The sequence below is a fragment of the Intestinibacillus sp. NTUH-41-i26 genome (assembly GCF_032769475.1).
GTDB lineage: Bacteria > Bacillota > Clostridia > Oscillospirales > Butyricicoccaceae > Agathobaculum > Agathobaculum ammoniilyticum.
This window is the reverse complement of record NZ_CP136477.1, coordinates 346002-366164: the sequence shown is the minus strand read 5'-3', so window position 1 is coordinate 366164 and position 20163 is coordinate 346002. Positions and strand designations below refer to the sequence as shown.

The 20163-nt window shown below is 60.3% G+C and carries 18 protein-coding genes and 1 pseudogene; 2 read left to right on the top strand and 17 right to left on the bottom strand.

The genetic code is table 11. From position 1 onward, the window contains the following. Positions 1–179 precede the first annotated feature (179 nt). The 9 genes and pseudogenes from RX717_RS15870 to RX717_RS01690 form a co-directional block, all read right to left on the bottom strand. Positions 180–422 (bottom strand): annotated as a pseudogene (locus RX717_RS15870) (BMC domain-containing protein); the annotation flags it as partial. A gap of 46 nt (positions 423–468) precedes the next feature. Continuing rightward, positions 469–1140: an ethanolamine utilization microcompartment protein EutL gene (gene eutL, locus RX717_RS01725; RefSeq protein WP_054327937.1), complete on the bottom strand. Its 672-nt coding sequence runs from the start codon at positions 1138–1140 to the stop codon at positions 469–471. Positions 1141–1161: 21 nt separating this feature from the next. Continuing rightward, positions 1162–2076, bottom strand: a complete 915-nt coding sequence (gene eutC, locus RX717_RS01720; protein ID WP_107631116.1) for an ethanolamine ammonia-lyase subunit EutC — start codon at positions 2074–2076, stop codon at positions 1162–1164. Positions 2077–2093: 17 nt separating this feature from the next. Then, entirely contained in the window at positions 2094–3464 is a 1371-nt protein-coding gene (locus tag RX717_RS01715; RefSeq protein WP_107631117.1) for an ethanolamine ammonia-lyase subunit EutB, read from the bottom strand. A 23-nt stretch (positions 3465–3487) separates the two neighbouring features. Continuing rightward, positions 3488–4918: an ethanolamine ammonia-lyase reactivating factor EutA gene (gene eutA, locus RX717_RS01710; RefSeq protein WP_107631118.1), complete on the bottom strand. Its 1431-nt coding sequence runs from the start codon at positions 4916–4918 to the stop codon at positions 3488–3490. 132 nt (positions 4919–5050) lie between these two features. Next, entirely contained in the window at positions 5051–6451 is a 1401-nt protein-coding gene (locus RX717_RS01705; RefSeq protein WP_242977855.1) for a sensor histidine kinase, read from the bottom strand. Between the two features lie 2 nt (positions 6452–6453). After that, positions 6454–7035 carry an ANTAR domain-containing response regulator gene (locus RX717_RS01700; protein WP_307718889.1) on the bottom strand — a complete coding sequence of 194 codons (582 nt, stop codon included), beginning with the start codon at positions 7033–7035 and terminating at the stop codon, positions 6454–6456. Between the two features lie 27 nt (positions 7036–7062). After that, a complete protein-coding gene (locus tag RX717_RS01695) occupies positions 7063–7524 on the bottom strand; it encodes a EutP/PduV family microcompartment system protein (protein ID WP_054327941.1) in 462 nt (153 codons plus the stop codon). A gap of 11 nt (positions 7525–7535) precedes the next feature. Then, positions 7536–7844: a BMC domain-containing protein gene (locus tag RX717_RS01690; RefSeq protein ID WP_316960525.1), complete on the bottom strand. Its 309-nt coding sequence runs from the start codon at positions 7842–7844 to the stop codon at positions 7536–7538. Positions 7845–8351: 507 nt separating this feature from the next. Between RX717_RS01690 and RX717_RS01685 the strand changes: the two genes are divergently transcribed. After that, positions 8352–9569 carry a sugar diacid recognition domain-containing protein gene (locus RX717_RS01685; RefSeq protein ID WP_159068092.1) on the top strand — a complete coding sequence of 406 codons (1218 nt, stop codon included), beginning with the start codon at positions 8352–8354 and terminating at the stop codon, positions 9567–9569. A gap of 99 nt (positions 9570–9668) precedes the next feature. On the opposite strand, the gene RX717_RS01680 is transcribed toward RX717_RS01685, so the two are convergent. The 5 genes from RX717_RS01680 to RX717_RS01660 all read right to left on the bottom strand — a co-directional run bounded on the left by RX717_RS01680 (position 9669) and on the right by RX717_RS01660 (position 14655). Then, on the bottom strand, positions 9669–10973 hold the full coding sequence (locus RX717_RS01680) for a TRAP transporter large permease (protein WP_054327945.1): 1305 nt from the start codon (positions 10971–10973) through the stop codon (positions 9669–9671). Then, a complete protein-coding gene (locus tag RX717_RS01675; protein ID WP_242977969.1) occupies positions 10973–11506 on the bottom strand; it encodes a TRAP transporter small permease in 534 nt (177 codons plus the stop codon). Before RX717_RS01675 ends, RX717_RS01680 begins: the two co-directional genes overlap by 1 nt. Before the next feature lie 34 nt (positions 11507–11540). Next, a complete protein-coding gene (dctP, locus tag RX717_RS01670; RefSeq protein ID WP_054327947.1) occupies positions 11541–12599 on the bottom strand; it encodes a TRAP transporter substrate-binding protein DctP in 1059 nt (352 codons plus the stop codon). A 124-nt stretch (positions 12600–12723) separates the two neighbouring features. Beyond that, the gene (locus RX717_RS01665) at positions 12724–13509 is read right to left on the bottom strand and encodes an aspartate/glutamate racemase family protein (RefSeq protein WP_082397312.1); all 786 of its coding nucleotides are present in this window, start codon (positions 13507–13509) and stop codon (positions 12724–12726) included. Positions 13510–13545: 36 nt separating this feature from the next. Continuing rightward, positions 13546–14655: an NAD/NADP-dependent octopine/nopaline dehydrogenase family protein gene (locus tag RX717_RS01660; RefSeq protein WP_054327949.1), complete on the bottom strand. Its 1110-nt coding sequence runs from the start codon at positions 14653–14655 to the stop codon at positions 13546–13548. Positions 14656–15206: 551 nt separating this feature from the next. Here RX717_RS01660 and RX717_RS01655 point away from each other — a divergent pair. Next, positions 15207–16715, top strand: coding sequence for a recombinase family protein (locus tag RX717_RS01655; RefSeq protein WP_054327950.1), 1509 nt, complete (start codon positions 15207–15209; stop codon positions 16713–16715). Positions 16716–16812: 97 nt separating this feature from the next. Here the strand turns inward: RX717_RS01655 and RX717_RS01650 are convergent, their stop codons facing one another. The 3 genes from RX717_RS01650 to RX717_RS01640 are packed head-to-tail and all read right to left on the bottom strand — an operon-like array spanning position 16813 to position 20161. After that, the gene (locus RX717_RS01650) at positions 16813–17403 is read right to left on the bottom strand and encodes a nucleotidyltransferase family protein (RefSeq protein ID WP_054327951.1); all 591 of its coding nucleotides are present in this window, start codon (positions 17401–17403) and stop codon (positions 16813–16815) included. Beyond that, positions 17400–19700 carry a xanthine dehydrogenase family protein molybdopterin-binding subunit gene (locus RX717_RS01645; RefSeq protein ID WP_107631121.1) on the bottom strand — a complete coding sequence of 767 codons (2301 nt, stop codon included), beginning with the start codon at positions 19698–19700 and terminating at the stop codon, positions 17400–17402. The genes RX717_RS01650 and RX717_RS01645 overlap by 4 nt, the downstream gene beginning before the upstream one ends. Continuing rightward, positions 19697–20161, bottom strand: coding sequence for a (2Fe-2S)-binding protein (locus RX717_RS01640; RefSeq protein ID WP_054327953.1), 465 nt, complete (start codon positions 20159–20161; stop codon positions 19697–19699). Before RX717_RS01640 ends, RX717_RS01645 begins: the two co-directional genes overlap by 4 nt. Positions 20162–20163: the final 2 nt, after the last annotated feature.

Sequence of the window (20163 nt, the reverse complement as noted above, 5' to 3'; positions counted from 1 at the left end):
AATCGGATATCGCGCCGCGTCATGCTGGTCAGCCCCAGCTCCCGCGCGGCGGTGCGCAGGCTGGCGACCGACATGCCCGCCAGCGTCTCGTCATCCGGCGCCCCTTCGCATACCCGCGTCGGGACGGGCTCCTGCGCGCGCCGAGGCGAGGCGCGGACCGGCGCCGCGGGCGGCGGGGACAGGATCGTTTCCACTTCCTCATGCGGCCGCGGGATCACATGCACGGCGACCAGCTCCCCGACCCGCTCGGCCGCCGCCGCACCCGCATCCACCGCAGCCTTGACCGCGGCCACCTCGCCGCGCACCATGACCGTCACCAGACCGCCGCCGACATGCTCCTTGCAGGCCAGCGTGACCTCGGCGGCCTTTACCATTGCGTCAGCAGCCTCTACCGAAGCTACCAGGCCGCGCGTCTCGATCATTCCCAACGCTCTCACCGGCCGTCACCTCCGTTGCGCGCCGCGCCGTTCACAGGCTGTCCCCCGCAATGCATTCGGTGGGATGCTCCGCCACAAACTCGACCGCGTCGGCAAATGCTTCGCACGCTGCCTTGCAGGCGGCCTGGCTGCCTGTCAGCAGGCCGCCGCCGAAGTTCGTCTCGCTCGGCGGAGCGTACAGCACGCACATGTGTACGTCAGCCGCTTTGAGCGCGGCGTCCAGACCGTACACCGCCTCCAACGGCGGCGCGATCAGGTACGCCAGTGCCTCGCCCTCCGCAATGCCCGCGCCCTCGGACAAATACGAACCGGTGCGCGAAATACAATGCGCATAGTAGACGATATCGCCCTCGTCGTTTGCGGAAACAAAATGGCATACGTTCTCAATCATATCAACACAGGCGTCCAGACCGGCCTTGGCCTCCGCCGGATTGGGCGCGGCCAGGATGCCGATAATCTCGCCTGCCAGGCGCGTGCTCGCGTGGTCCGCGCCCGCATAGCAGCTTTTGGCGTATACCACGCGGCAGACCGCTTTTTTGGTCGCTTCATCCAGCGCGGTATAGGTCACGTCGTCGTTGTCCGCCGTGATCAGCGCGAGCGACCGCTCCTCCGGCCGCAGCGACAACTGTTCGGCGAGGTCGGGCGCAACGTTTGGGATCAGCTTTGTCGCCAGCACCCTCGCCTGAATGGGATCTCTTTTCATAGGTAAGCTCCTCCCTGCCTGTTACAGCTTCAAATCCGTACCGCTGGCCTTTTTCTCCAGCATCAGCTTGATAATATCGGCAATGTGCGCGCCTGCCTCGGCAGGGTTGGTGCCGCTTCTGTGGATATTGGAAAGTACGGTGCGCCGCGCCTCCGGCATGCCCACCGTCGCCCGATAGGCAATATAGGCGGACATGGATTCCGCGGTGATCAGGCCGGGCCGCTCGCCGATCAGCACGCAGGTGACCTCGGCGCCGAGCAATTCGGACACCTCATCCATCACGCCGACACGGCCGTATCGCACGAAAAACGGCGTACCCACGTCTATTTTATAGTTCTGCAGGCCTTGCAGCAGCGCGGGCAGCAGATCCGGAATATTGGCCGACACCGCCGCGGAGGAAAGCCCGTCGGAAACATATATCTGAACCGTGGGATGGGCCCTGCACCGCTCGCGGATGGTATCCGCTGCCGCCTTGCTGAGCCTGCGCCCCAGGTCGGGCCTCGTCAAATAGGTATCCTTGCTGTCGCACTGGCTCTGCACAAGGAACACTCCCTGCGAGGCAATAAACGCCTCGTCCACATCGCTAAAAACCGCGTCCTGCGCCGCTGAATGCGCCGCGCGGAATTCCAACTGCGGCAGCGTTTTATAGCGCGCGCCCGCTTTGCCGATGCCGAGACGGCAGGGCGCGTTCCGCTTGAGGTCCGCATACGCCTCGCCATGCTCCGGCTGTTCTACCAGATACTGCTCCCTTATGTCGATCTCCGTGATGTCGGGCAGGCAGCCCGCCTCCCCCGCCGTCTCCGGCATCCGGATATCGGGAGCCGCCGGCTCTGTCCGGGCGGCGGGCGTCGGAGCCGGCTTTTCCGGCGGCCGTTCGTCCTGCGCAAGCTCCGCGACCACCTGTTCGATGATGCGTGTCAATGTAGCTTCGTCCAACACTCTCACTTCCTCTCCTACTTCGCCAAAAAGACCGAGGCGTCGCCCGCCCTGGGCGTCAACTTTCCGTTCTCCGAAAAGCCCATTTTTTCCAGCCAGCGGTCAAATTCCGGAATGGGCCGCAGGCCGAAGACCTCGCGCAGCGCGGGGATCTCATGATAGCCCGTACACTGGTACATCAGCATGCAGTCGTCGCCCTCCGGAATAGACATCAGGTAAGTACAGCCGGCGGCCACCAGCAGCGTGGCCAGGTTCTCGATATCGTTCTGGTCGGTCTTCATGTGGTTGGTGTAGCAGGCGTCGCAGCCCATGGGTACGCCGGTCAGCTTGCCCATGAAGTGATCCTCCAGCCCCGCGCGCGTGACCTGCCTGGCATCATACAGGTATTCCGGCCCGATAAAGCCGACCACCGTATTGACCAGGAACGGCTGGTACCGCCTGGCAAAGCCGTAGCAGCGCGCCTCCATCGTCACCTGATCCCAGCCGTTGTGCGCCTCGGAGGATAGTTCCGAGCCCTGTCCGGTTTCGAAATACATAACGTTGGGGCCGGTGCAGGTGCCGCGGCTGAGCATGGTCGCGCGCCCCTCCTCCAGCATTGCCGCAGTCAGGCCGAACGCCTCGTTCCCCTTCTGGCTGCCCGCGATCGACTGGAACATCAGATCGAGCGGCGCGCCCAGTTTATCTGCCGCGGCGACCTGGGTGGTAACATGCGCCAGCACACAGATCTGCGTCGGTATCTCCCATTTATTCTTGAACTCGTCGAACATCTTGAGGATGCGGGCGACCGATTCCACCGAATCGTCCACCGGATTCAGCCCCAGCACCGCATCGCCGCAGCCGTAAGAGAAGCCCTCCATCGCGGAGGCCAGGATGCCTTTCGGGTCGTCGGTCGTATGGTTGGGCTGCAGGCGGGAGGAAAACGTCCCCGGCAGGCCGATCGTAGTGTTGCAATGCGCGGTCACTTGGATCTTTTTGGCCGCGTAAATCAGGTCCAGATTGCTCATCAGCTTGCATACGCCCGCGACGATCTCGGACGTGATGCCGCGCGACGCGCGGCGGACCATTTCGCTTGTGGTATTGCCGTCGAGCAGCCACTCGCGGAACTCCGCGACCGTCATATTCCGGAACTCGCGGAAAATTGTTTCGTTCACATCGTCCTGTATGATGCGGGTGACCTCGTCCTCCTCATAGGGGACGGCCGGCGCGTTGCGCAGATCGTTCAGCGTCAGGTTTGCCAGGACTACCTTGGCCGCCACCCGTTCCTCGGCCGTCTCGGCCGCGATGCCGGCCAGCCTGTCGCCCGATTTTTCCTCGTTGGCCTTGGCCATCACCTCGCAGATGCTCTTGAATTCATAGACATGCCCGAACAGCTTTGTTTTCAGGATCACATCGTTTCACCTCTCCCTGCTTGTTATGAATTGAAGATCAGCGTCTTGACCACGACAGGCACCACATGCCCGTCCGCGACCGGCGCGCCGATATCCACATAATCGCCGTCCTGCGTCCGTATCCCGTCGATGCAGATGACGTCCTTGCGGAAGTCCAGCCGCACGTTGAGCGCATTTCCCAACACCTTGCCAATATCGGCCTCCACCACCAGGATCAGCGGGTTCCCGCCCGCGATGCTCTCCGCCGCCCCGTCCGTTACCGCTGCGGCCAGCTTTTGGATGGCGGCGAAGCTGGTATAGGACCTGCCGCTGAACGCGATCGCGACCTGTTCGATCCGTCCCTCCGGCTGGTACATCGGCATTTGACGCCGGATGGCGTCGCGCAGCGTTTCCGGCGCGGCCTCGTCCTCCTCGGATACACGGAGCACAGGTACATTTTTGACCGGCAGGCGTCCCCGCGCATAATGGATGGTGCTGCCGCTGACCTCGGTCGTATGCGTCCCCGCGCCGACCACGGTGGCGCGGATGGTTTCCGCCGGCCGGAACAGCCGCAGCCCGCCGAGATCCGCGTTTCCCCGAATCGCCTGTCCGAGCAGCACGCCCACATCGCCGTACCGGAACACATCCCCCTCCGGCGGCGTATAAATGCAGTCCGCCACGCCGCCCGAGTAGGTGACCGCCCGCGCACGCGCTGCTTCGGGCAGCGGCTTCCCGCCGTTAGTATACAGTCCGGCGTGCTGCCCATCCGGCGGCCGGCGGGACAACGCCTGCGCGAGCTGGTCGGCCATCAGGCCGCATACCCGCCGCAGCATCTCCACATCTGCCGCATCTCCAGCCCGCAGCGCGATGCCGTGCGCACGGGCCAGCGCCTCAATCTTATGATAGACATAGGCGATCCGGCCATGCTCCACGCGGATCAGCCGCCCGCCGATATCCAGACAGCAGACGCCGGCCAGCTTCCCTTTATCGAATACCGCAATGTTGGTCGTTCCGCCGCCGACATCCAGGTTGGCTACAGCCGTGCGCGCCTCCTCAGAAAGCCGGTCGGCGCCCGCTCCCCGCGCGGACAGCACGGATTCCAGATCCGGTCCGGCCGTGGCGACCACAAAATCGCCCGCAAGGCTTGCCAGCGCCTCCAGAACCTCGTTCGCGTTCTGCTTGCGCGCCGTCTCGCCGGTAATGATGACCGCGCCGGTCCTGACATCAGCCGGACGGATACCCGCTGCGGCGTATTCCTTCCGCACGATTTCCTTGACCGCCTCCGCGTCGATCTCCGTCCCCGACCGCAGCGGCGTAAAGTATATCCCGCTGCGGTGGACGACCTCTTTTTTCACGATCTGGATGCGCGGCGCGGTATAACTGCTCGCCCGGTTCTCGATCGTCAATCTGCTAAATATCAGTTGTGTGGTGGATGTCCCGATATCCACGCCCACGCTGCATATCTCCTCGTGCATGGCGCGCCTCCGATCTTGCAAAATATACTTTCATCAAAAAAGTCCGGATACACAGACTGATAGCCTGTATATCCGGACTGCGCCGCCCGTTTGCTTCGCCGCGGCATTCCATCATGCCGCAGCCTTATTCTTTTACTGGTTTCTGAAATCAAACATCACATGCGTGCCACCACTGCCCGATTCGGTCTTCAGGCTGCCGTGCAACCGATCCTCCACCATTGTACGCACGATGGAAAGGCCCAGGCTGTCCGGCCGGACAGCCACCGTATCATAGCCGCACCCGTCGTCAATGACCTCAATGCAGGAATACAGCTCCCCGCGGCTCACAACGATCCGGATGCCGCCCTGCTCTCGCCCCCGAAAGGCATATTGCAGGGAATTCTGAAGCAGCTCATTGATTACCAGCGCGGCCGATGTGGCAGTATCGGAATTGACCGGAAAGTCATCCCCTTCCTGCCGGATCTGCACATGGAAATCCGGCCGGCTGAACGCGCGGATGATATTGTTCCGGATATTGCGGATGACCTCCCCGATCATCACCTCGTCCACACCGGACCGCGAGAGCAGCTCATGCGTGGTAGCGATTGAGAGGATGCGGTTCATACTCTCCTCCAGCACGTCCTGCAGCGCCGCGTCATCCAGCCGCCGCATCTGCAGCCGCAGCAGGCTTGCCACGGTCTGCAGGCTGTTTTTCACCCGATGGTGCATCTCCTTGACCACCGCCGACTTCAGCACAAGCTGCTTCTCCTGTTCGCGCTTCCACGTCAGATCCTGCACGATCACGGCAAACGCCATATCCTCCCGCGCCAGCCGGATCTGCTTGACCAGCAGGCTGTGGCGACCCAACGTAACCTCCGCCGCCGCGTAACCAGCCTGCTCGCCCTCCTCCCGTACCTCGGCCAGCCGCACGTTTTCATACCGCTGCCCCAGGGGGTCGTCGAGATATCCCAGCGTCTGATAAAGGCTGCGCGCCAGGCTGTTGCAGAACGCCACCCGCCCCGTCCGGTCGACGATCAGCAGGGCCTCGTCGATACACTCGGTCAGCCAATCGTTTCCCGCCATATGCGCGAGCGCGTTGGCGATCTTTGCAGGGTCACGGTCGGAAAAATGCAGCCGGCCGCTTGCCTGCCGCCGTTCGTCCATCCGCTGTTCCCGCACCAGCGCGCCGATCACCTTGCCTGCGCTGTTTTTGATCGGTTCGACCGACTGGACCGTGCGCCGGTTTTCCTGGGTCAGCGCTTTCATCTGCTTGGTTCCCACGCCCAGGCGGAGCGTCCGCGCCACGGCCGGCTCGTTCTCCCTGCGCGCCAGCAGCCCCACCACGCTTTTCCGGTAGGAGGACGGCGCGCCGTCCGGCTTTGCCTCCGCCACAACGATGGCGTCGCCGTCCCGACAGGGGCAGTCCACAAAAATGTCCGCCTCCTCCCAACTGGCCAAAGCCCTCAGAACGGTGCTCATTCCCTGTATCACGGCAATATCCGCCGGCGCCAGGCTGGTATATTTCCGGCAGAGTGCCTCGATCGTATCCATCATACTCAGCGTCCCCCGCTTCTCATCAGGATGATCTCCGCGACCCGCCGCATGGACAGCTTTTTGCTCTGGCTCAGCTTGCGTATGTAATCATATGCACTCTGTTCGGTCATTCCCTCCTGCGACATCAACAGGCCCTTTGCCTTTTCGATCACGGTACGGCTTTCCAGCCGGTCAGTAACCTGCCGGATGTCCTTTTTGAGCTGGCGCATCTCCTTGCTGCGCGCCACGGACAGCTCTATGCTTGGCACCAGCGAGCTTTCGCCCAGCGGCTTGACCAGATATCCCGCCACGCCCTGATCCCGCGCGGTTTTGACAAATTCCCATTCGCTGTACGCGGTGAGCATGATAATCGTTTCCGCGATATCCTCTTCGTAAATGATCCTGGCGGCCGAAAGGCCGTCCAGCAGCGGCATCTTCACGTCCAGCAGCACGAGGTCGGGCTGTGTCTGCCGGCACATCTCGATCGCGTCGAAACCGTCCGCCGCCTCGCCAACCACCTGGTAACCCTGCGCCGACAGCAGCTCCTTTAAATCCATGCGGGTGATCGGCTCGTCGTCCGCAATCACCACTCTGATTCGGCTCATATCCATTCTCCTTACCCTCAGGCGGCATCACTCCTCCGCCTGTTCATAGCCCAGATAGGCCATCAGTGCGTCCATCCCTTCGCCGGTGACGCTGCTGGTGACGAACACCGTTTTGGCGCCCGCCATATGCAGGTATTTTTTTGCCTTTTCTATCTGCTCCTGCGCAGCGATATCGCTTTTTGTCACTACGCCCAGCACCGGCTTGGCAAACTGGCTGTTATAGGAGGGCGGGAACATGGTACCCTCCTCTGTGGCGGACTGCACGAATACCACATAGTCCGCTTCCACCGAGGTGACCATCAGCGCCCCCCGAAAGCTGCGCCGCTCCAGGTATTCGCCGGGCGTATCGATCATCGTCTGGTTGATAACCTGCACGGTCTGTGTTTTGTGATACGCCAGATCGCGTCGGCTGATACGCTGGCACAGCGTTGTCTTGCCCGCCGTGGATCGCCCGACCAGCATGATCCGCTTCTTTTCCCTGTTTTCCATGGCCAATTCCCCTACGTCCTGGTCATCGGCGCAGGGCTGAAGCCCATCATGTCGCACAGCACCTGCATCACACCGGCAAGCGCTTCCTCCACCGCCGCCACCTCGCCGGTGATGACCAGCGAGCCGTTGAAACGGTCCACAAAGCCGACCTCGACCGAGGCCGCCTTGGCCGCCACGTCCGCGCCGATCATCGCGGCCTCGCTCGGCGTGATGGTCATAATGCCGATCGCCCCGTGCGCGTCGATCAGTCCCAGCTTGGCGTAAAGCGTATCCTCGGGACTGGCGATCACATGGCACAGGGTGACCTGCTTTCCTGGCACAAACTCCTGGATAATCCTTTTTTCTCATCCAGCTCGATCAACTCCGCCGCCCCCTTTCCTAAAAATAAAAGCCCCCAAAGGACCCCGCCTGTCGGCCGGATTCTCGGGAGCTACGTCGCTCTTTTATTGGAAAATCGCTTTTTGCATTGGACACTAACGGCGCGTCCTCTGCCTGAAATAAACAAAACAGCTAATTTCAGCTTATTGCTTTATGGTTAGTTTAGCAGTATTTTGGCTGTCTGTCAATGACTTTTCCGGCGTATATAGCTCCTGAATTTAAGCGCGCGCCCCTGCCGGCCCGCCGGCCTGCGGGCGCCTGTCGCAAGGAGGGATTTCCCATTTCTTTCAATATATTTCCACATCCCAATTTCTTCCTATTTGGTATGTTTGACCATTACAGGAAGACCGTGCTATAATGTAAAAAACACGTTAAAAATATCGTGCGGTTTTCGCACTGCGAAAGCGAAACGACCCACCGCCCGCATCCAAAAAGAAAGGGAGATTTTTGTGTCTAACTCGGATCTACTGGACAAAAAGCTATGCGAAAAATTGGCGCAGTCGGCAAGTCTGACCATTGGACACGACGTGCTTATTACCGACTCCTTTGGCTATGTCGTCGCCTCCAACGATCCCGACCGCGTCGACTCGCTGCACGAGGCTTCGCTTGAAGTCATCCAGAGTGCGCGCAAAATCTACCATGACGCCGCAGCAGCCCGTAAATTCGCCGGCACCAAGCCCGGCATCACCATCCCCATCATCATCGATTCCATCGTCATCGGCACGATCGGCATTACCGGCGCCCCGCACGAGATTTCGCAATATGCCCTGCTGATCCAGCAGCTTGCGCAGATATTTCTCGATTTTGAAAAGCGCCAGCGCTCCACGACCCGCACCGATTACCGGAAGAAAAACCTCCTGCGCGAAATCATTACATATGATTCCCGCTCACACGATGAAGCCGCCATCTGCGAAAGCGCTTACGAATTCGGCATTGACCTGAACGCGGCGCGCATCGCCGTCAAACTGGAGGAAATCGAAGGCCGGCACGACGACGCTTCCGAGGAAACGCGCGTGCATCAGGCGAAAATCATGGAATGCCTGCTGCGCCATTTCGATCATCCGCAGGATTTTGTCTGCCCGCAGAACAATACCGGCTATGTCGTGTTTGCCTTTGGGCTGCGCAGCATCCAGCCGCAGCAATACCTGGAAATGCTGCAGCAAAAGTGCCTTTGCGTGAGCAGCGAGTGCCTGACCGTCGGCATCCGCCTCCGCATCGGCATCGGCTTCTTCTCCCACTCGGTCGAGACGCTGCGCCAGTCCTATGAGAATGCCTGCTTCGCCTTAAAAAGCATCCATGCCGGCATACGGAACAGCACCTGCCTCTATATCGGCGATGTGGTTCTGGAGAAAATCGCTGCCAGCCTGCCGGACGGCATCTGTAGCGAGATCTCCGCGCAGATGTTCGGGCGGGTCATGCAGGCGAAAAACCGCAAGGAGGTCCTGTTAACGATTGAACACTGGTTCCAGCAGCGCTTTAACTTTGTGCAGACCGCGCAGGCGCTGCATATCCACAAAAGCACCCTGGTTTACCGCTTCCGCCGCATCCGCGAAACCTGCGGGCTGGATATGTACGATCTGGACAAGGTGCTTGCCATCTATCTTCTGGATATCCGGCACAAGTTGTGCGGCCAGTCCGACTCCCGCACCAGTTCCATCGTCATGTGAAAGAATTTCGATACGCTTTTTGCCGGAAGGGGCCGCGCTGTCAGGTTACAGCGCGGCCCCTTTCAGCGAAGAAACAGATAATCCTTTTCTATCGGCGGGTCAAACCGAACCCATAATCAAGCGCGGTAGCCAGAGCGAAAGCTCCGGTATGTAGGTGGTGAGGATCAGCGTAGGCACATAGCAGAAGGCGATGATCGTCAGCATCGGCTTCATCATGCTCTTGGTGTCCACCTTGCAGATACGCCCGCCCAGGTAGAGGAACGGCGCGGTCGGCGGGGTTACGTTGCCCATGCCGAGGTTTACGCCCAGAATAGCCGCCATTTGATAGGGGTTCACGCCAAGCTCCATGCCAATCGGCAACAGGATCGGCGCCACCAGCAGGGTGCCGCTGACGTCATCCATCAGCATGCCGATGATGACCATAAAAATGTTAATCATCAGCAGAACCAAGTACTTGTTGTTGCCGGTCACGGTGAGCAGTGCGTCCAGAATCATGGATGGAACGTTGTTCATGACCAGAATGCGGCTGACGACCATGATGGTGCCCAGCATAACCATGATAACGCCGGTGGTGACCGCGGATTCCTTGAAGGTGCGGCCCAGTTCCCTCATCTTGGTCCCTCGGTAAATCAGAATGCTGACAGGGATCGAGTAAACGATCGCCACGCCGGCCGCCTCAGACGGGGTCATAAAGCCACCGTAGATGCCGCCCAGCACGATGATCGGCATAAACAGCGCCGGAATGGCGTGTACGGTGGAGCGGTAGGTATTGGACATCCAATCTTTCCGCGACATCTTTTCCGTGACCATGACATCCGGATACTTTTTACACATGACAATGCCGCAGATACCGATAAGTATCGTCAGGATAATGCCTGGGATGACCGTTGCCATAAAGCAGGTCAAAACCGAGAGGTTGCCCGACCATGCAAACAGTATCTGAATCGAGCTTGGCGGGATAAGCATGCCGATCGGCGCGGCGCAGGCCAGGACGGCCGCCGCAACCCCCATCGGATAGTTGCGCTCGCGCATTTTCGGCGCCATGATCGAGCCGATGCAGGACAGAGTCGCCGCGCCGCTGCCGCAGATCGCGCCGAATACCGCGCAGGCTACCGAAGACACCGCGCACAGCGCGCCCTTGACACGACCGGTAAAGGCCTCTACAAAATTGACCAGCGCGCTGCCGACGCCGCCCTTTTCCATAATCGCACCCAGAATGATAAACAGCGGGATCGCGATCAGCACCGAGCTGTTCATCTTACTGTAAACTGTGGTGAACACGAAGGAGGCGTCGAAGCCGAGCGTCAGCACGAGCCAGATCGTCGCCGCACCGAACGAATACACGACCGGTACGCCCACGACAATACAGACCAGCAGGATTGCAAATGCAACACCCAATTCCATTACTCGCTTCCCCCTTCCTCCGCAGGCTCTTTCGCCTTGCCGAAATCCTTATCCAGTAACACACGGAAGAAGTTAAACACCGTGTACAGTTCCATCAGCAGAAAGCCGACCAGCAGCGGCATCTGCGAAAGGGACATGGGGATTTTCAGGCCGGTCGTCACGGCATTGAACCTGAGGTTGAACGCCATATACTCAAAGCCCCAAATGCAGAACACCAAAATCACCACAAAGCTGACCGCCTGGATGACCAGTTCCACAATCTTCTTGGAGCGCGGCGACTTGAACACCGACGACAGCATATCGCCCTTGATATGCGAGCCTTCGTAGCTTCCGTAGATGCCGCCAAACCAATAAAGCCACATTGCCACAACGCACAGGACCTCTTCCTGTCCGAAAAAGTTCATCTGCAGGATATACCGCATCACCACGCCGACAAACACAATGCCGGCCGCCAGGATGCTGGTGATAATCATTACGGCAGATTCCACTTTCAGCAACGCGCGGAATATGATATTATTTTGGATTTTATCCATGATCGCCACTGCACGATTCCTCCTTCCGGATATGCTATGCAGCCTCCCGCAGGCCGTTTGCTATCAGTGAATTGAATATTTCCGTATCCAGCGTGTTTTCGTACTTCGGCCATACGTTGGTGCGGAAATGCTCGCGCATCGTTTCATATTCTTCCTCTGTCGGCCGGTAAATCTCGATACCCATGGCTTCCATATCCTGCATCGCCTGCTCGTCCAGCCCCTCCATCTGGTCTGCAAAGCTCATTGTGGATTCTGCAAACGTATCGCTGATAATGGTTTGGTACTCAGCAGGCATACCGTCGTACAAATCCTTGGTCATAATACAGATGATACTTTCAAAACTGCAGCGCGCATCTCCGAAATATTTTAAAACATCGCGGAAGCTAAGATAATTGACATAAGCACCGCCGCCGAGCCAGCCGTCACATACGCCGGTCTGGAGGGAGGAATAAAGCTCGCTGTAGTTAATTGTTACGCTGTTAAAACCAAATCCTTCTGCGGTCCACAGATAACCGTCCGTCGAGGGGCAGCGAATCAAATACGGCTTTGCTGCATTTGGATCCATCAGATTATCGATGACCTTGGCAGCACCGACTCCCTGCGCGCCGGCAAGATAGATACCCAGGGTTTCAATATTCAAATTCCTCTGGTGTTCCAGGACCGTCTGGAAGAAATACGAATCGGGATTAACGATATACTCCTTTGCTTCCTCATATGAACTGGCCAGATATGGTATGTTCATAATTTCCAGATTGGAATCATATGTCGTAAGCACGCCGCTGACCATCAGGTCGATCGTGCCTTTCATGATCTCCTCATAAACCGAGGTATAATCGCCCAGCTGGTCGGAGGGGTAAATCTGGATCTTGACGTTCCCGCCGGTTTCCTCTTCGATTTTGTCGCACGCGGCCTGCACGGCAATGGTCATTTCATGGTCTGCCGGATACAGCGTGGCTAAACGCAGTTCATATGTCTGCTCGCCGTCCGCGTTGGTTGCGCCGCTGGAGTTGCCGCATCCGCCCAGCGCCAGCGTGGATGCGCCCATAGCGCCCAGCAGGGCCAGGCTGATAATTCTCTTTCCCAGATGTTTCATTGATGATCGCTCCCTTTCTCTCCAATTTCTTTGTTTCGGACTGTATACCCATCTCCCCGTGAAATCCTAAGCATCTGTGCCGCGCGCATTGCGGCGGCACAGATGCCTGCGTTCGGTCCGGCTTTCAAAGGAAGCCGTAATAAGGGGTCTGCGTTACCGTGGACTTAACGTATTTGATCAGCGTGATCGCATCGTATACCGGCAGGTTCAGCTCTGCCTGCAGGCGGTGCGCGTAAGGCGGCATATCCGTGCATTCCAGCAGGATCGCGCCGATATCCGGATTCTCCTCGATCATGCGGTGCGCGATGCCGGAAAGCTCATCCCCCACCTTGTCGTAATCCAGGCCGCCCTTTCCAGTTAGGATATTGGGGAACTCCTCCTCGTCCTGCGCGCCGTATACCACGCAGCGCTTCTGCAGCTCTTCGCTGATGCTGCACGCCTCGAACAGCGATTTGGTCAGCGTGTTTTTGTTTGCAGTCATAATGCCGACCTTCTGATCGGATTTCAGGCCGACCAGCACCCACGGCACCTGCACCATGGAGGACAGGTAGCAGGGTACGTCCAGCTGGTCTGCGACCAGCTTCTGATAATGGCCGAAGAAGCCGCAGTTCGCGCAGATCGCGCGGCACCCATCCATTTCCAGCTGCTTGGCGGCAGCCACGATATTATCCACCAACGACATATCGCCCGCCAGGATATTATCGATGCCCGAGCCTTTCACCTCGATGAATTTTACTGGAAAGTCGTAGGTATAGGCATTGGATACGTTGCCGGGAAAGAACGGAAGATGCGCCCACAACTGAAGAATACCGATCGGGAAGCCGTTCATCAGCTGACCTTCCGTTGTATCGTATCTTCTGTTGGGTGTATTGGGACCCATATAGCCCCAATTTCGAATGATCTTGCTCATGGCGTTTCCCTCTCTTCGCTGTCAGATGTTTTTTATTTACTTCTTGCCTGTGCGCACATAGGCGAGCAGTGTATCCTTGTCCATGCCCTCGATGCCCAACTCGTCCAGGCCGCAGCCTTCGGCGCGCCAGTCGCGCTCATGTACGATATTGATGATGTCGATGAAGCCGTTGGTCAGCGGCATCGGAACGCCCACCACCTCGGCGATCGCCGCCCACGGAACCAGTCCGAACGGGATATCCTCGGTCAGATAGCGGCTGCTGAGGTCGTTCGGGCCGCAGATCGGCGTCAGGCCGATCGAGCCATGTCCCTCCTTATACAGATCCTGCCAGGTCCATTCATAGTCGTCCGGACGGCCGGCGAAATCCTCCATCGGGCGGAGGTTGTAGCCCAGCACGTTGCCCAGCGCCTTGCGCTCCTTATCCATCGCGATGTTCAGGCGGCACGCGGAGGGCGTCCAGCCGTGCTCGTACAAGAAGAAATTGACCTGCGGGCTTTCAATGCGGGAGATGTTGAACAGCACCGGTCCGGCGTGCCAATCGGGGTTGACGATCGCAAGGCCGCACTCCAGGCAGTCATGGTAGATTTTCTCAAACGGGAACAGATCCTCGCGCATCTCGTCGATCAGCTCCGGCCCCTTATCCGCCGGCAGGAACGCAATATTGATCGGGTTGCGGCCGAATACGTTGACCTCGCCCGAGCCAGGGGCGGTCAGACGGGAGTCATACGGCAGGTTGTTCGCATCCGCGAAGATCGGGCAGTCCGGATCGTCGCCGAATATGTTTTTCATGACCAGCGCGGAGAACGCGCCCGGATAGGTGACGACAATCTGATCCTTATGCAGATGGCCCTTGAGCAGCTTGGCGTAGCCCAGGTGGGTGAACGCCGGCGCTACCAGGCAGATATACCGGCAGCCTTCCACTGCCTCGGCGATATCGTCAGTGACCATATTCAGCTCGACCGGCCCCTGCAGCTCCTTGATATTGCCTTTCAGTCGGATGGTCTTGGTTTCGAAAACCTTTTTCATGTTGCCCTTGAACTGGGGCATTTCGTACAGATTGACCGTGTGTCCCTTAAGCGCAAACTCTGCCGCCATCGTGTGCGCGCCGTTGCCGCCGCCCAAAACTGCAATTTTTTTCGGTGTCATAACCCATTCATCCTTTCAGCATTTTGATAGAATCAACAAATATCGCCTGTGGTTTGTATTTCGATATTAGCATAGTCCACAAAATACTACATCCTACGATATGGATTAAATTTTTTTATCAAGCGGGCCGTTTCTGCATCATACCATACGACAACATGGACGAAACGAACAAATTTCTTCCCCCGCGCCTTATGCACTTTTATGCTGCTTTTCTATTTTTCCGGCGCCGCCGCAAACACCGCCGCGTCCGGTTCTCTCCACCCCCATTCAGGCATACGATAAAAGCAGGGCGCACGCCCTGCCCGTGTCCTTGTCTTTCTCCCGTGGTTCCCCGCCATTTCGCGAAAGGAGGCCTCCCCCATGACAACGATGGTCAGCATCGAGCCCTGCGACCCGCCGGTGACGCAGGGCGAATTCAAGGCGCAGCTCTGCCGGATCCGGCAGGGCTTCGCACGCCCGCTTCCAGCAAAACCGGCATAGCGGTCATCCTCGCCTCGTAAAACGCACAGAAAGGAGAACGCTGTACGGTCGCCATCTATACCCGACAGTCCGTGGAACGCGCGGACAGCATATCGGTCGAGCAGCAGGCGCAGCTCTGCCGCGGCGCGCTCACTACACGCGAGCTGCAGTCCTGCCGGGTGTACACGGACAAGGGCTTTTCCGGCAAAACCATCAACCGGCCCGCGCTCCAGCGGCTGCTTCACGACGCGGAAAACGGCCTGGTTGACAAGATCCTGGTCTACCGTCTGGACCGCATCAGCCGTTCGGTCCATGACTTTACCGGCCTGTGCGCCCAGCTGTCGGCGCGCGGCGTCCACTTCCAATCGGTCGCCGAGGGCCTTACGCTCGACGACTCCCCCTCCGGCACGGTCATGGCGCAGATCATGATGGTATTCGCGCAGTTCGAACGCGAAACCATCCAGCGCCGCGTCACTGACAATTATTTTGCCCGTGCGAAAGCCGGCATGTATCTGGGCGGCCGGCCACCGTTCGGCTTCAGCAAGGGGGAAACCACGATAGGCGGCAAACGAACCGCCTGCTATGTGGCCGATCCCGTGCAGTCCGCGCTGATGGCCTCGCTCTATGCGCGTTACCTGCAGGATGGGGAAACGCTGGGCTCGCTGGTGCGCTGGCTGAACGCGGGCGGGTACCACACCGCGCGCGGCGGGAGCTGGTCGACGCTGCCGCTGGGGCGCCTGCTGCGCAGCCCCGCTTTCGTGCGGGCGGACGCCGCGGTTTACTGCTATCTGCAGGGCAAGGGCGCCACGATGAACGATCCAATTGACGCCTATGACCAGCGGCACGGCTGCTACTGCTATGCGCCGCACCAGTCCGGCCACCGCCTGTCCGACCTGTCCGGCAGCTTTATCACCCTCGCGCCGCACGAGGGGATCGTGGACGCTGCGTGCTGGCTGGAAGCGCAGCGCAAGCTCGACCGCAACCGGACGCTGTGCAGCAGCGGCGCAGGGACGCACAGTTGGCTGTCCGGCTTGATGAAATGCCAAAAATGCGGCTACGCGATCACTGTGGTCAACAAGCCCGCCGGCATGCGCGGCCACTATATCAACTGCGGCGGGCATAAGCGCGGGAACGCGGTCTGCCCGGGCCGCGGCACGGTCGTGACGCTGGAGCAGATCGAGGAAGCAGTCCAGACGCGCCTGCTCGATTTCCTGCGCAGCTACCGTGCGGTGGCCCCCCAAACGCAGCGCCGTCCCGACGCCCGCCTCAACCGGCTTGCGGCCGCCATCGCCCAGCAGGAAGACGAGATCGGCCAGCTCACGCGAAACCTTGCGCACGTTCGCGAGACCGATGTCATACATATCGTTTCCGCGCAGATCCACGAGGCCAACCACGCCCTGTCCGAGCTGAAGCGCCAGCGCGACGCCCTGCTCTACACCCATCCGCAGGACGATCTGGAGCCGTTTTTCCAGGCCATTCTGACCGAGTGGCCGGATTACACCATTCCCGAAAAGAAGAAGATTGCGCAGGCGGCTATCCGGCGGGTCGTCGTCGGCGACGATACCGTCGAGGTCGTGTTCCGTTTGCCCTATGGCGCCTGAATAAAAAAACGGACGAAGGCCGTTAGGCCTCCGTCCGTTCTGGCGGATCGATCCGGTATTCCCCGTAGCAGCGGCCGGCCGCTTTTCCGCAGCGCTTTCATGCCTTGGTTTGCTTTTCCAGGAAAGGGAGCTGGCTTTTTGTATCAACATCATACAATTCGCGCGCGCTGTCCGCAGGGACGAGCACGCAGTCCGGCCGCCGGAGCAACGCGCGGCCGCCCTCGTCGCCTGTGAGCGCGTACAGGCCGGACACAAGCGCTGCGGCGAACAGCGCGGGGTTGCCCAGCCGTCCGCCGCAGCACACGCGCGCGCAGGGTACGCCCGGTCGGGCCGCATCCAGCAGGCGTGCCATGGTGGAAGCGGTCAGGTACGGCTGATCGGCTACGACAAAGGCGACGAAATCGCCCGCCTGCAGCGCAAGCGCGTCCAGTCCCGCGCGGATAGTGCAGGACAGGCCATTTTCACTATCCGGACTGTACACAGCGCGCACGCCCAGTGCCCGCGCGCCGTCCAGCACCGCGCCGTACCGCGAGACCACGGCCAGCGTACAGTCGTCCCGCGTTTTGGCAAGCGAAGCGAGCATGTCCAGCCCGTGACGGTAGAGCGGCCTGCCCTCTAATGGATACAGCAGCTTGTTTTCCCCAAAGCGGCGGCCGCTCCCGCCCGCAAGAAACAGGATATGCGTCATGCCTGCCCGCGCCGGATGCCCCGCAGCACCTTTTCCGGCGTGATAGGCAGCTCGCGGTGCCACACGCCGGTGGCGTTGTAGATCGCGTGCGCGATCGCGGGCGAGGGCGTGTTGATGACGATCTCGCCGATCGACTTGGCGCCGAACGGGCCGGTCGGCTCGTAGCTGGATTCAAACTCCACATGCAGTCTGCCCATGTCCAGACGGGTGGGGAGCTTGTACTGCATCAGCGAATTTTCCATGATGCGTCCAGTCGGCTCGTAGGTCACGTCCTCGAAAAGCGCCATGCCGATGCCCTGCACGATGCCGCCCTCGGTCTGCACCCGCGCGAGGCTGGGGTTGACCGGCGTGCCGCAGTCCACGACCGCGGTGTAATCTAAAACGTCTACCTGGCCGGTTTCGGTGTCCAGCTCGATCTCAACCATGCCCACCATAAACGGCGGGGGCGAAACCGGCGAGGAGTGCGAGGCCGTGGCTTCGACCGCTGTGCCGTTGCCGCACATGGACTTGGTCGCAATGTCGAACAGCGTGACCTCGCCCGTGCCGTCCAGCTTGCGCACCGTGCGGCCCGCGAATTCCAGCCCGTCTGCCGCGCAGCCCAGCAGATCCGCCGCGACCGCGCAGATGTTCTCCTTGAGCTGGCTGCACGCCTTTTCGACCGCCTTGCCGGTGACGTAGGTGGTCGAGGACGCATACGAGCCCGAGTCGTAGGGCGATGCGTCCGAGTCCGCGCCGAACACCGCGATATCGTCCACCGAGCAGTCCAGGCACTCGGCCGCCATCTGGGCGAGGATGGTGTCGCAGCCCGTACCCATGTCCGCCGCGCCGATCATCAGGTTATAGAAGCCCTCGTCGCTCAGCTTGAGGGTCGCGGAGCCCACGTCCACGCCCGAGATACCCGAGCCTTGCATGGCCATGGCCACGCCCGCGGCGCGCACCTTACCATTCCCCATGTCGCGCACGGGGTATTTTCCGTCCCAGCCGAACAGCTCCTTGCAGCGCGCCATGCAGCGGTCGAGCGCGCAAGCGCTCGCCGGCTCGTTGTAGTACGCGGCCATGACTTGGCCCTCGCGCACCATGTTCTTTTCGCGGATCGCAACCGGGTCGATACCCAGCCGCGCCGCCAGCTCGCTGACCGCGCTCTCGACCGCGAAGATGCCCTGCGTCGCGCCGTAGCCGCGGTACGCACCCGCGGCCTGCACGTTGGTATACACTACGTCGTAGGCGAAGCGGAACGCCTCGAGATTGCCTGTGTACAGCGGGATGGATTTATGGCCGGACAGGCCGACCGTGGTCGGGCCGTGCTCGCCGAACGCGCCCGTGTTGGACAGGGTGTATACGTCAATCGCGCGGATCACGCCGTCCTTATTTGCGCCCACGCGCACATGCACCTCCATCTCGTGACGCGGCGAGCCGGCGATCTGGCATTCCTCGCGGGAGTAGATCATCTTGGCAGGCTTGCCGGTTTTCCACGTGACGAGCGCAGGGTACACCTCGGCCACGACCGTCTGCTTCGCGCCGAAGCCGCCGCCGATGCGCGGCTTCTCGACGTGGATTTTGCTCTTGGGGATGTCCAAGGCGTTGGCGATGATGCGCCGCACATGGAACACGATCTGCGTGGAGGACACGATGTGCAGGCGGCCGTAGTGGTCGATCTCAGTGTAAGTGCGGAAAGTCTCCATCATGGCCTGCTGGCAGGCCTTGGTGTGGTAGACGCGATCCACGACCTCGTCGCAGCTGGCCAGCACCGCGTCCACGTTCCCGTCGCCGCAGATGTCGCTCGCGCACAGGTTGCGCCGGTTGTCCGCCCCGACCGGACAGAGCGAGCGCCAGTTTTCCTCTGGATGCACGAGAATTGCGTTATCCTTGGCCGCGCGGAAGTCAAGCAGCGGCTCAAGCACCTGATACTTCACTTTGATAAGCTCCAGCGCCTTATCCACCACTTTTTCGGTTTCGCCCGCGACGACCGCCACCGCGTCGCCCACGAAACGCACGCGCCGGTCGAGGATCAGCCGGTCGTAGGGCGACGGCTCGGGGAAGGTCTGCCCCGCCATAGTAAAGCGTTTTTGCGGCACATCCTTGTAGGTGAAAATGCACTCGATGCCCGGCACCTTGCGCGCAATGTCCGTATTGATCTCCTCGATCAGCGCGTGGGCGTGCGGCGAGCGCAGCACCTTGACCACCAAGCAGTCATGCGGGGTCACATCGTCCACATAGGCGGGCCTGCCAAGCAGGAGCTGCATGGCGTCCTTTTTGCGCACGGGCTGATTCACCACGCGGAAGCGGCTCTCACTCATGCCCGCGCCTCCTTCCGGCTGTCCAGATACGCTCGGATGCCGCGCAGTTGCCCCTCATACCCCGAGCAGCGGCACAGGTTGCCCGCAAGATAGGCGCGGATCTCGTCGTCGGTCGGGTCGTGGTTCTCTCGCAGCAGCGCGATGGTGTTCATCACAAAGCCCGGGTTGCAGAAGCCGCACTGCTCCGCGCCCTGGTCGGCGATAAAGCCGACAAAGTCCGCAGCTTCCTCCTGCAGACCCTCAAGGGTCTGCACATGGCGCCCCGCCACGCGCGCGGCGAGCACGCTGCACGACAGTACAGGCGTACCGTCCAGCAGTACGGTGCAAAGGCCGCAGTTGGCGGTCTCGCACCCGCGCTTGACCGAATAGCAGCCATGGTCGCGCACTAGGTCGATCAGCAGGGTATCTGCGCCGATGGACGCGGTCAGCGACCTGCCGTTGAGCGTCAGTTTGATCTCCATGC

Bases quoted from the DNA above. Each gene is read 5' to 3' on its own strand.
- RX717_RS01660 (WP_054327949.1), bottom strand. From the start codon at position 14,655: ATGACACCGAAAAAAATTGCAGTTTTGGGCGGCGGCAACGGCGCGCAC.
- RX717_RS01640 (WP_054327953.1), bottom strand. From the start codon at position 20,161: ATGGAGATCAAACTGACGCTCAACGGCAGGTCGCTGACCGCGTCCATC.
- RX717_RS01675 (WP_242977969.1), bottom strand. From the start codon at position 11,506: ATGGATAAAATCCAAAATAATATCATATTCCGCGCGTTGCTGAAAGTG.
- dctP (WP_054327947.1), bottom strand. From the start codon at position 12,599: ATGAAACATCTGGGAAAGAGAATTATCAGCCTGGCCCTGCTGGGCGCT.
- RX717_RS01700 (WP_307718889.1), bottom strand. From the start codon at position 7,035: ATGAGCCGAATCAGAGTGGTGATTGCGGACGACGAGCCGATCACCCGC.
- RX717_RS01680 (WP_054327945.1), bottom strand. From the start codon at position 10,973: ATGGAATTGGGTGTTGCATTTGCAATCCTGCTGGTCTGTATTGTCGTG.
- RX717_RS01665 (WP_082397312.1), bottom strand. From the start codon at position 13,509: ATGAGCAAGATCATTCGAAATTGGGGCTATATGGGTCCCAATACACCC.
- RX717_RS01705 (WP_242977855.1), bottom strand. From the start codon at position 6,451: ATGATGGATACGATCGAGGCACTCTGCCGGAAATATACCAGCCTGGCG.
- eutA (WP_107631118.1), bottom strand. From the start codon at position 4,918: ATGCACGAGGAGATATGCAGCGTGGGCGTGGATATCGGGACATCCACC.
- RX717_RS01650 (WP_054327951.1), bottom strand. From the start codon at position 17,403: ATGACGCATATCCTGTTTCTTGCGGGCGGGAGCGGCCGCCGCTTTGGG.
- RX717_RS01645 (WP_107631121.1), bottom strand. From the start codon at position 19,700: ATGAGTGAGAGCCGCTTCCGCGTGGTGAATCAGCCCGTGCGCAAAAAG.
- RX717_RS01695 (WP_054327941.1), bottom strand. From the start codon at position 7,524: ATGGAAAACAGGGAAAAGAAGCGGATCATGCTGGTCGGGCGATCCACG.
- eutL (WP_054327937.1), bottom strand. From the start codon at position 1,140: ATGAAAAGAGATCCCATTCAGGCGAGGGTGCTGGCGACAAAGCTGATC.